We start from the raw sequence: 9,993 nt of genomic DNA, 5'->3' as shown, positions 1-9,993 counted from the left end.
TCTCGAAGGATCAACCGGTGGCCGTCTTACGTTTCAGGCGACACCCGCTACCGGGACGAAACCCCCGGAACGGGTGGAACCCGTACACCACTTCCTTGGACGCAACCTCCTGGACCTCCTGGACCTGCCGCACGCGCTCGTTGAGTGGGTCACGATGCTGATCGTCACCCGGGAGGGTGACCGCAGGTGCAAGCTCCGCCCCTCACAGCGGGCGCTGGTCGCGCTGGTGTATCTGCGCAAGCACGACACCCTCGCACAGATCGCGGCCGGCTTCCGGATCAGCGTCGGCACCGCGCACGCCTACGTGCACCAGGTCACCGACCTCCTCGCCCGCAAAGCACCGGGTCTGACCCGGGCCCTGCGCGGGGCCGACCCGGACTACGTCCTGGTCGACGGCACCCTCGCCGAGTGCGACCGCGTCGGCGACGGGCGCGCCGACTACTCCGGAAAGCACCGCCGCCACGGGGTGAACCACCAGGTCATCACCGGCCCCGAAGGCAGGCTCGTATGGATCTCCCGCGCCCTGCCCGGCCGCATCCACGACCTGACCGCCGCCCGGAGCCACCGCATCGTGAAGACCTGCGTCCGGCTCCGCATCCCCGCTCTGGCCGACATGGCATACACCGGTGCCGGCGGCACCTTCCCCGTGCCGACCAGGCGCCCGCCACGCAAGGAGCTCAGCGTCGGGCAGAGATCGCTGAACCGGGCCCACGCCCGACTCCGCTACCCGGTCGAACGCGGCGTGGCCACGCTCAAGCGCTGGCGAATCTTCCGTCACGCCCGCTGCAGTCCGAACTGGCTGACGTCAGCGGCCAAGGCCGTCCTCACCCTGGAGTTGCACCGCTGAAAGGGCTCACTGTCTCGGGCGTCAGGCGGCCGGAACCCGGCCACGGACCAGGCGGCGGTACGGCCGCCCGCTCGAAGCTATCGGTCCGAACCAGGCGAAACCCCCGTGCCTGGTACGTGCGGAGCGCGTTGGGGCCGTCCAGCGAGCACGTGAGTACTGTCACCCGGCGGGTAGGCAGGTGGAGGGGATGGCGGTCCGCCAGGTCCCAGGCGCGGGCCAGTCCCTCCGCCAGTAGCCGACTGCCGAGGCCCTGACCCATGAAGTCGGGCAGCAAACCGAAGTACATGACCTCGACCTCGCCTTCCGGACGGCCCTCCAGCTGAATGTACCCGGCGGGACTGCCGTCGACCCAGGCGACCCAGGTCTCCACGCCATCCTTCGTCAGCCATTCCTGCCACTCCTGGTATGTCCACAGGATTCGGTCCGTCCACGACCAGAGGTTTCCAACGGCTGTGTAGAGGAACCGGGCGAACTCGGGACTCGGCCGTTTCGCCAGCACCACGTCCATCGCCCTGTCGTCCGCCCTCGGTACGGGCGCGACCACGTCGTCGGAGGAGGTCTGCTCCAGGTGCCAGTTGGTGACAGTGATCATTTCACTCAAGAGGTTCATGCTCGGGTCGCTTCCTGCTGAACGACTGTTGCATTCCCGTCAACGGCCCTCGCGTGAAACGGGTTCAGCAGGCTGACGCAGCCAATGGGGTTGCGTCCAAGGAAGTGGTGTACGGGTTCCACCCGTTCCGGGGGTTTCGTCCCGGTAGTGGGTGTCGCCTGAGAACGTGAGACGGCCACCGGCTGATCCTTCGAGAACGACCAAGCTCTTGAAGGAGATCTGCACGATGACCGCACCTGACAGTGTGCCCTTTGCCGCCCTGCTGGAGGAGAACCTCGCCTCGGCGAGTCCCGACTTGTTGCGGGCGATGGTGAAGACCTTCGCGGAGGCGATGATGTCCGCGGACGTGGACCGGGCCTGCGGCGGCGAGTACGGCCGCCCGAGCGAGGACCGCGTCAACTCCCGCAACGGATACCGCAATCGGGACTGGGACACCCGCGTCGGCACCGTCGACCTGGCGATCCCGCGCGTCCGCTCCGGCTCGTACTTCCCGTCCTGGCTGCTGGAGCGCCGGCGCCGGGCCGAGCAGGCCCTGATCTCGGTGGTCGCCACCTGCTACCTGCTCGGAGTCTCGACCAGGCGGGTCGAGAAGCTCGCCGAGACCATGGGCGTCACCCAGCTGTCGAAGTCCCAAGTCTCCGAGATGGCCAAGCACTTGGACGAGCGGGTGGCCGAGTTCCATAACCGCCCGCTCGACCAGGGCCCCTACACGTTCGTGTGGGTCGACGCGCTCACGCAGAAGGTCCGCGAGGGCGGCCGCGTGGTGAACGTCCACTGCCTGGTCGCGGTCGGGGTCAACAGCGAGGGCCAGCGCGAGGTACTGGGCCTGGACGTTGCCACCAGCGAGGACGGCGCCGGCTGGCTCGCCTTTCTCAGGTCGCTGGTCGCCCGCGGCCTGGGCGGGGTCCAACTCGTCGTGAGCGATGCCCACGCCGGCCTGGTGGACGCGATCGGCGCCACACTGCCCGGGGCAGCGTGGCAGCGATGCCGCACGCACTGGACCTGTAAAGAATCAACTCACCAGCTTTGCCTCCGAGATGGAGGCAAGCAGGGACTCGGCGGTGCGGTGCTTGAACGGTGCCGGCGGCAAGTAGAACCTCTCCTCTTCCAGAAGAGGGCGGACGTCGCGGAAAGCATTGCCGATGGTGCTCCGATTCACCTGGAACAGCTCCGCGAGCACTTCACCGGTGCAGACACGGCGATGGAACAGGATCGTGGCCAGCACACGTTCCGGATCGGTGATCTTCTGGGCGAACACGCCACCGCGGGTGCCCGGTTGACGAGCTCGGCCGCGCTGGGTGTGACGGCGCCCCTCGACGAGGGCAGCCTGTCGGGGCGCGAGGCGTTCGATGAGTGCCCGCAGGTCGGTGCGGCTCATCCCGGTCAGGGCCGGATCGCAGAGCTCTTCGGGCAGGGACATGCGGCCTCGGGCGGGGAGGACCCCGGTGTGCAGGAACCCGATCAGCTGATCCGGCTTGGTGAACAGCAGCGTGGTCGGCTCCACCAAGACCTTGTGCGCGTCCAGGAGGCGCCGGGTCTCGACGATCAGCGGGCTCATGACCCGGTCGGTGACCTCCAGCATCTCCGCCAGGACACGTTGAGGGCAGACCTGGCGAAGGTAGAGGAGGGTCAGCAGGATGCGATCACGGCCGGAGAAGAGGGGCTTGCCGTGGTCGGCGGCCGCCTTGCGACGCGGTCCGCCCCGCTGCCAGAAGCAACGCCGCTCACGCTCCGCCTCCTGGACGGGAGCCAGCCGAGCCGCCACCATATCGAGCTCGGCGGTGCTCATCCCGGTCAAGCGGGGGTCGTCCAACGTGTCCAGGACCGTTCTGCGTCCCGGTGCCATGGCAGTCGGCCCGCTCTCCGGCTGTGCCTGGTCCACGGTCGTCCGGGGCGCGGGGCGAAGCGTGTAGTTCCAACTGCCGCGCGCCATGTGGGGTTCCAAGGGCAGAGTTGCCATGCGGGCCTTGCTGATGGCGACGCCGAGCGGGTATTGCCGGGTGTCGAGCTCGGCCCGGACACGTAGCCCGCGGCGGGTGGTCGTGGAGGCGATCGCCTTGACGACGACTTCGTGACTGGTCAGCGGCCTTCCGCGCCAGTTCATGGTGATGTGGGAGAACAGCCGGTGCTCGATCTTGTTCCACTTCGAGGTGCCGGGCGGGAAGTGACAGACGGTGATCGCGAGCCCGGTCTCGGCCGCGAGCACGGCCAGCTCAGCCTTCCAGGCGCGGAAGCGGTAGCTGTTGGAGCCGCCCGCGTCCGCGGTGATCAGCAGCCGGCTCGCCTTTGGGTAGTCGAGTCGGCCGCGAGCCTGCCACCAGCGGCGGATCGTGGCGACCGCGAAAGCGGAGGTGTCGTGATCGACGCCGACGCTGACCCATCCAGTGTCCGCCGACAGGTCGTAGACGCCGTAGGGGATCGCCGTCTCGCCCCTCGGCCCGGTGAAGAAACTGTGGTCCTCGACCTGGACCGGGTCGCCCTTCGGCCGCCACTCGCGCCCCGCGTTCGGCAGCCGTCCGAGCATCTCCTTCTTCTTGGCGTCGACGCTGATCACCGGTTCGCCCGTGACTTGGAACTGCTTGACCTGATCGTTGATGTAGCGGAACTGGGCGTCCCGGTCCGGGTGTTGCTCTCCCTCCAACGTCTTGGCGTTGCCTTGCAGGCTGAAGCCGTTCTCGCGCAGGAGCCGGCCGACCGTCACCGGCGAGACCCGGTGTCCTTGCCGGGTGAGTTCGGCCGCGAGCTTGCGCAGCGACTTCGTGGTCCAGCGCAGGGGCGACATCGGATCCCCTCGCTCGTCCGGCTCGACCAGGGCCAGCAGGGCAGGCACCAGTCCCGGATTCAGATCGGTCGAGCTCTTGCGTCCCCCACCCGGCCTGCGGATCCGTCCTCCGCCCAGGGACTCGGTGCCCGCCTCCAGCTCGAAGACACCCCTGCGGACCGTGCTCTCGCTTGCGCCGCTGATCCTGGCAACGGTCCGTACCCCTCCGTGTCCCAGCAGCCTCGCCTCGGTCGCCAGTGCCAGCCGCCGCTGCCGCTCGTTCAAGTGCGGCAGCAACACCTCGAACCTTGCCGCGAGTTGAGCCAGCACCGCGTCCTCGATCGCCATACCAGATCAACGAGCCCAGACTCGCGAAGCAACACCTTGTTCGCGAACGGGTCCACTACGCGCGCAACCTGCTCTCGCAGGTCCCGAAGTCCGCCCAGCCGCGGGTCGCGACCCTGTTGCGGACCGTTTTCGAACAGCCCGACGCGAAGGCCGTGCGTCAGCAGATGGCCACCGTCATCGCAGCCCTGGACGAGCGATTCCCCAAGGCTGCAGAGCACTTGGAACATGCCCGCGAGGACCTGCTGGCCTTCGCCGCGTTCCCGCGAACGGTCTGGAAGTCGATCTGGTCGAACAATCCGCAGGAGCGGCTGAACAAGGAGATCCGGCGCCGCACCGACGTCGTCGGGATCTTCCCCGACCGCAGCTCGATCGTCCGGTTGATCGGCGCGGTCCTGGCCGAGCAGAGCGACGAATGGGCCGAGCAGCGGCGCTACATCGGCTCCGAGATTCTCGGTCGCTGCCGCCTCCACCCGATCGAGGGAGAAACGCTCGACGAGACCCCCGCAACCGCACTCACCGCCTAGCCTGAAACCGGATCACCGAGTGGCCGTCGATACACCACTCCAGCGGACGTGACCGCCAATGGAGCACCGGCCCGGAACTCCGAGCCCGGGCGCGCATCGCCCGACCGCAGCGCTCAGACGGAAGTTGTCAAGTCAAATGAGACGGTTTGACGCTATATTGAAGCTTCCCCCGGTCTGCGGGAGGTGCTGATCAGCTGGTCGGAAGGGGTTGACGGGTTTCAGGTTCACTTGTTCGGCCGTCGCGTGGTTAGCGCAGTGCTTCTCCTCGTATTCGATGGGGCTGAGGTAGCCGAGTCGTTTCTAGATGCGGCGGGGGTTGCAGAACCCGTCGAGGTATTCGAAGAGCGCGAGGTTCGCCTCGGCGCGGGTGTCGAAGACGCGGCCGCGGATCCACTCGGTCTTGATCAGCATCCACAGATTCTCGGCGAGGGCATTGTCGTAGGAGTCCCCGATCGATCCCATGGATGCCCGGATTCCCGCTCTGAGCTTGGCATTTATGTGTGCCGGGCTTGATGCTCCTTGATCGACTCGGCGCGTCTGGCCGTCTTGCCGACGTCGTAGCGTGGGGCTCGACGCTTGTTCTTCGTGCCGGGAGGCCGTCCCGGGCCCGGCCGGGACGGTTTCGGTGCGGCCGCCGGGCGGGCAACCGTCGCGCGGATGTTGCGAAACCCGCGGCGGACCCGGGCGGGGGTGAGGCGGCGTGGTCCGGCCGGTCGTTCCCAGGAGAGCCGCGCGCAGGAGGTTCTGGAGCTCGCCCTGCACACCGACGAGCGCCTCGCCGGCATGCCGGTCGAGAAGAGGCAGGACCTTCTCGACCTCCTCGATGTCGAGGTGGCGGTTACCAGCGAGGTGCCGGGGGCTCTGCGCCGGGACGGCTGCCTGTTTGAGACCTGGTTCGAGGAGCACGGTCTGCTGGTGCCATCCGCCCTGACAGAGGAGCAGTGGGACCGGATCGCGGGGCTCTTCCCAGTCCTGCGGACGGGGCCGAAGGTGGTGCCCCCGCGGATGGCGTTCGAGGCCTCGCTGTACAAGGCCCGCACCGGACTGGCCTGGAAGGACCTTCCCGGAAGCGTCACCGGCGGACACCGCCATCAGACGGTGTATCAGCGTGCGTTGATGCAGCTGAAGTCCGGGGCATGGGAGCAGGCCGTGCGCGCGCTCGGCAGCTACGAGGGCACGCCGGTGCCGCCGACCTACGCGCTGCCGGATCTCCACATCACCGCCAGCTTCGACCCGCGCCTGACCAGTCTGCCCCGCACGGCTGGTGACGGTGAGTCCAGCGTGGCTGAAGAGGGCGCAGAGAGATCATTTTCAAGCTGTTCATGGCCTACCCCGGCGTCTTCTACTCCGACGACGGCGCGATCCTGCGCGCCATGCAGCGGGCCGGTGACACCGGCGGCCTGATCATGATGCACGCCGAGAACGGCATCGCCATCGACGTCCTGGTCGCCCAGGCCCTCGCCCGCGGAGAGACCGACCCGCGCTACCACGGCGAGGTGCGCAAGGCGCTGCTGGAGGCCGAGGCCACCCACCGGGCGATCCAACTGGCCCGGGTGGCCGGCTCGCCGCTGTACGTGGTGCACGTCTCCGCCGAGGAGGCCGTCGCCGAACTCGCCCTCGCCCGCGACAAGGGCCTGCCGGTCTTCGGCGAGACCTGCCCGCAGTACCTGTTCCTGTCCACCGACAACCTCGCCGAGCCCGGGTTCGAGGGCGCGAAGTACGTGTGCTCCACCCCGCTGCGCCCGCGCGAGCACCAGGCGGCGCTGTGGCGCGGGCTGCGCACCGACGACCTGCAGGTGGTCTCCACCGACCACTGCCCGTTCTGCTTCAAGGGGCAGAAGGAGCTCGGCCGCGGCGACTTCTCCAAGATCCCCAACGGGCTGCCCGGGGTGGCGAACCGGATGGACCTGCTGCACCAGGCCGTGGTGGACGGGCACCTGACGCGCCGTCGGTGGATCGAGCTGGCCTGCGCCGCGCCCGCACGGATGTTCGGCCTCTACCCGCGCAAGGGCACCATCGCGCCCGGCTCCGACGCCGACCTGGTGGTCTACGACCCGAACGCCACCCAGACCCTGTCGGCGGCCACCCACCACATGAACGTCGACTACTCCGCCTACGAGGGCAAGCAGATCACCGGACGGGTGCGCACCGTGCTCTCCCGCGGCGAGGTGGTCGTCGACGACGGCTCCTACCTCGGCCGGGCCGGACACGGCCGCTTCCAGCCGCGCGGCACCTGCCAGTACCTCGGCTGACCCACCCCCGAGCTGACGCACCGTGAGGAGCAGAGTTGGACATCGGACTCGTGCTGCAGACCGACCCCCCGGCCCGGCTGCTGGTCGACCGGATGAAACGCGCCGAAGCGGCGGGCTTCACCCACGGCTGGACCTTCGACTCCGCCGTGCTGTGGCAGGAGCCGTTCGTCATCTACAGCCGGATCCTCGCCGAGACCACCCGGCTGCACGTCGGCCCGATGGTCACCAACCCCGGCACCCGCACCTGGGAGGTCACCGCCTCCACCTTCGCCACCCTCAACGACATGTACGGGAACCGGACGGTGTGCGGCATCGGCCGCGGCGACTCCGCGATGCGGGTGGCCGGGCGCAAGCCCAACACGCTGGCCCGGCTCGGCGAGGCGATCGGCGTCATCCGCGACCTCGCCGAGGGCCGCGAGGTGGAGGTGGACGGCACGGCGCTGCGCCTGCCGTGGGTGCGGGACGGGAAGCTGCCGGTGTGGATGGCCGCGTACGGCCCGAAGGCCCTGGCGCTGGCCGGGCAGGTGGCGGACGGCTTCATCCTCCAACTCGCCGACCCGTTCCTCACCGAGTGGATGGTCAAGGCCGTCCGCAAGGCCGCCGCCGACGCCGGCCGCGACCCCGCCGCGGTGACCGTCTGCGTCGCCGCGCCCGCCTACGTCGGCGACGACCTCGCGCACGCCCGCGAGCAGTGCCGCTGGTTCGGCGGCATGGTCGGCAACCACGTCGCCGACCTGGTGGCCCGCTACGGCGAGCACTCCGACCTGGTCCCGGAGGCCCTCACCGCCTACATCAAGGACCGCCACGGCTACGACTACTCCCACCACGGCCGGACCGGGAACCCCTCCACGGACTTCGTCCCCGACGAGATCGTCGACCGGTTCTGCCTGCTCGGCCCGGTCGAGGCGCACCTGGAGAAGCTCCGCCGGCTGCGCGAGCTCGGCGTCGACCAGTTCGCGGTCTACGCGATGCACGACGCCATCGAGTCCACCATCGACGCCTACGGCTCGGCGGTGATCCCGGCGCTCGGCTGACCGCCGGGGACGATCCGCGCCCCGGTGCGGCGGGCGCGCTGCTCACCCCAGGTGTGCAGGGCGGTCAGCACCGGGGCCAGGCTCTCCCCCTCCGGGGTGAGGCGGTACTCGACGGACGGCGGAGCGGCGCCGTCGGAGTGACGGGCGATCAGACCGGCGGCCTCCAGTCCGCGCAGCCGCTGGACCAGGACCTTCTCGCTGACGGCCGGGATCCGGCGGCGCAGCGCGCCGTAGCGGTGCACGCCCTCCTTGAGGTGGGCCAGCACCACGACCGCCCACTTGCCGCCGATCACGTCCAGGGTCAGCTCCACCGCGCAGTTGTAGCTCCGATCGGCCATCAGGTCCGCCACCGTCCGTTCCCCCGTCCGGGTACTTACCGCGAAGTCAGTTCTTGTTCCGGGCCGCGCGCCGGTGTTGAGTCGGGGCCATGACGGTCGAATACATCCGCTACCGGATCGACGAGCCGCGGCGCGCCGCGTTCGAGGAAGCGTACGCCCGCGCCGCGGTGCCGCTGTCCCTCGCCGAGCAGTGCGTCGACTTCGAGCTCGCCCGGTGCGCCGAGGACCCGCGGGACCACGTCCTGCGCATCCGCTGGACCTCCGCCGAGGACCATCTGGAGGGGTTCCGCAAGGGCCCGCACTTCGCCGCGTTCTTCGCCGAGATCAAGCCGTACGTCGGGGACATCCAGGAGATGCGGCACTACGAGCCGACACCGGTGGCGGGGCGCGGCGGGGTCAACCCCACGCTGTACGAGTGGGCCGGCGGGGCGCCCGCGCTGGAGCTGCTGTTCACCCGGTTCTACGAGCACGTGGACCAGGACCCGCTGCTGGCCCCGGTGTTCGCGGACAAGCACCCCGAGCACGCCCGGCACGTCGCGGCCTGGCTCGGCGAGGTCTTCGGCGGCCCGAAGGTCTACAGCACCGAGCACGGCGGCCACCGGCACATGGCCGGCCGCCACCTCGGCCGCGGCATCGACGAACCGCAGCGCCGCCGCTGGGTGGCCCTGCTGCTGGACACCGCCGACGAGGTCGGCCTGCCCGCCGACCCGGAGTTCCGCGCCGTGCTCGCCTACTACCTGGAGTGGGGCACCCGGATGGCGGTCCTCTACGCGGGCCCCAACCCGCCGCCGCTGCCGGACTCCCCGATGCCGCACTGGGACTGGGGCCAGACCCCGCCGTACCGGGGCTGACGGCCCGTCAGGGCGCGCGCCGGAAGGTGCGTTGCCGCAACGGCTGCGGTCTGACGCTGGTGTCCGTAGGGCCGTTCGCCGTGGGCGGGCGGCCCTCTGCCATGCGTTGTCGGGCAGGCAAGGGAAGCTGTGCGACCGGCTCCGGCGCGGTGCGGGGTGTGGGCCTGTCGGGGTGGGTGGGAGGCGTTGCTCAGCCGAGGTGGAGCGGGAGGTGAGCCGGGGGGATGCGTGCGGCCGTTCTCTTGATCGGTGCGGTGGGTGGTCTGCCGTGGTGGGTGTCGAATCAAGAGGGTGGTTGTTGTCGTGTCGATCAATCCGTCTCCTGAGATCGCCGGGTTCTTCTCGTTCGTGACGGGGATGCCGTGGCCGGAGGCGGATGAGGATCTGATGCGGTCGGTGGCGGACGACTACTACGCGGTGGCGGACGA

Annotated in this window: 8 protein-coding genes and 4 pseudogenes; 7 read left to right on the top strand and 5 right to left on the bottom strand. The window is 69.5% G+C overall.

Features of this window, described 5'->3' with window-relative positions:
- Positions 1–154 precede the first annotated feature (154 nt).
- The gene (locus tag ACWD4U_RS34290) at positions 155–847 is read left to right on the top strand and encodes a transposase family protein (RefSeq protein ID WP_363462067.1); all 693 of its coding nucleotides are present in this window, start codon (positions 155–157) and stop codon (positions 845–847) included.
- Here ACWD4U_RS34290 and ACWD4U_RS34285 read toward each other — a convergent pair.
- Positions 825–1,457 (bottom strand): GNAT family N-acetyltransferase, encoded by a 633-nt coding sequence (locus tag ACWD4U_RS34285; RefSeq protein WP_363462065.1) that lies wholly within the window; start codon positions 1,455–1,457, stop codon positions 825–827. The genes ACWD4U_RS34290 and ACWD4U_RS34285 overlap by 23 nt on opposite strands.
- Positions 1,458–1,683: 226 nt before the next feature.
- Between ACWD4U_RS34285 and ACWD4U_RS34280 the strand changes: the two are divergent.
- A pseudogene (locus ACWD4U_RS34280) lies at positions 1,684–2,457 on the top strand (IS256 family transposase); the annotation flags it as partial.
- Between the two features lie 12 nt (positions 2,458–2,469).
- Here ACWD4U_RS34280 and ACWD4U_RS34275 read toward each other — a convergent pair.
- Positions 2,470–4,566 carry an ISAzo13 family transposase gene (locus ACWD4U_RS34275; protein ID WP_363462063.1) on the bottom strand — a complete coding sequence of 699 codons (2,097 nt, stop codon included), beginning with the start codon at positions 4,564–4,566 and terminating at the stop codon, positions 2,470–2,472.
- Positions 4,567–4,607: 41 nt separating this feature from the next.
- On the opposite strand from ACWD4U_RS34275, the pseudogene ACWD4U_RS34270 reads away from it, so the two are divergent.
- Positions 4,608–5,090, top strand: a pseudogene (locus tag ACWD4U_RS34270) (transposase); the annotation flags it as partial.
- 300 nt (positions 5,091–5,390) lie between these two features.
- Here ACWD4U_RS34270 and ACWD4U_RS34265 read toward each other — a convergent pair.
- Both ACWD4U_RS34265 and ACWD4U_RS34260 read right to left on the bottom strand, forming a co-directional pair.
- Positions 5,391–5,552, bottom strand: coding sequence for an IS3 family transposase (locus tag ACWD4U_RS34265; RefSeq protein ID WP_363462061.1), 162 nt, complete (start codon positions 5,550–5,552; stop codon positions 5,391–5,393).
- A gap of 32 nt (positions 5,553–5,584) precedes the next feature.
- Positions 5,585–5,821: pseudogene (locus tag ACWD4U_RS34260) on the bottom strand (NF041680 family putative transposase); the annotation flags it as partial.
- Between ACWD4U_RS34260 and ACWD4U_RS34255 the strand changes: the two are divergent.
- From ACWD4U_RS34255 to ACWD4U_RS34245, 3 genes and pseudogenes are all read left to right on the top strand, one after another.
- The gene (locus ACWD4U_RS34255; protein ID WP_363462059.1) at positions 5,748–6,494 is read left to right on the top strand and encodes a transposase; all 747 of its coding nucleotides are present in this window, start codon (positions 5,748–5,750) and stop codon (positions 6,492–6,494) included. The pseudogene ACWD4U_RS34260 and the gene ACWD4U_RS34255 overlap by 74 nt on opposite strands.
- Positions 6,401–7,342: pseudogene (locus tag ACWD4U_RS34250) on the top strand (amidohydrolase family protein); the annotation flags it as partial. The gene ACWD4U_RS34255 and the pseudogene ACWD4U_RS34250, both read left to right, overlap by 94 nt.
- A gap of 35 nt (positions 7,343–7,377) precedes the next feature.
- Complete coding sequence (locus ACWD4U_RS34245; protein ID WP_363462057.1) at positions 7,378–8,376, top strand: TIGR03842 family LLM class F420-dependent oxidoreductase; 999 nt, start codon at positions 7,378–7,380, stop codon at positions 8,374–8,376.
- On the opposite strand, the gene ACWD4U_RS34240 is transcribed toward ACWD4U_RS34245, so the two are convergent.
- Positions 8,343–8,714 (bottom strand): winged helix-turn-helix transcriptional regulator, encoded by a 372-nt coding sequence (locus ACWD4U_RS34240; RefSeq protein ID WP_363462055.1) that lies wholly within the window; start codon positions 8,712–8,714, stop codon positions 8,343–8,345. The two genes, ACWD4U_RS34245 and ACWD4U_RS34240, sit on opposite strands and share 34 nt — an antisense overlap.
- An 89-nt stretch (positions 8,715–8,803) precedes the next feature.
- On the opposite strand from ACWD4U_RS34240, the gene ACWD4U_RS34235 reads away from it, so the two are divergent.
- On the top strand, positions 8,804–9,565 hold the full coding sequence (locus ACWD4U_RS34235; protein ID WP_363462053.1) for a group II truncated hemoglobin: 762 nt from the start codon (positions 8,804–8,806) through the stop codon (positions 9,563–9,565).
- The last annotated feature ends 428 nt before the right edge of the window (positions 9,566–9,993 follow it).

The sequence above is a fragment of the Kitasatospora sp. NPDC002522 genome (assembly GCF_053595195.1).
Note: the sequence above shows the minus strand (reverse complement) of the source record. Positions and strands in the feature narration are given on the sequence as shown.

Bases quoted from the DNA above. Each gene is read 5' to 3' on its own strand.
- ACWD4U_RS34240 (WP_363462055.1), bottom strand. From the start codon at position 8,714: ATGGCCGATCGGAGCTACAACTGCGCGGTGGAGCTGACCCTGGACGTG.
- ACWD4U_RS34275 (WP_363462063.1), bottom strand. From the start codon at position 4,566: ATGGCGATCGAGGACGCGGTGCTGGCTCAACTCGCGGCAAGGTTCGAG.
- ACWD4U_RS34265 (WP_363462061.1), bottom strand. From the start codon at position 5,552: ATGGGATCGATCGGGGACTCCTACGACAATGCCCTCGCCGAGAATCTG.
- ACWD4U_RS34255 (WP_363462059.1), top strand. From the start codon at position 5,748: ATGTTGCGAAACCCGCGGCGGACCCGGGCGGGGGTGAGGCGGCGTGGT.
- ACWD4U_RS34290 (WP_363462067.1), top strand. From the start codon at position 155: ATGCTGATCGTCACCCGGGAGGGTGACCGCAGGTGCAAGCTCCGCCCC.
- ACWD4U_RS34285 (WP_363462065.1), bottom strand. From the start codon at position 1,457: ATGAACCTCTTGAGTGAAATGATCACTGTCACCAACTGGCACCTGGAG.
- ACWD4U_RS34235 (WP_363462053.1), top strand. From the start codon at position 8,804: ATGACGGTCGAATACATCCGCTACCGGATCGACGAGCCGCGGCGCGCC.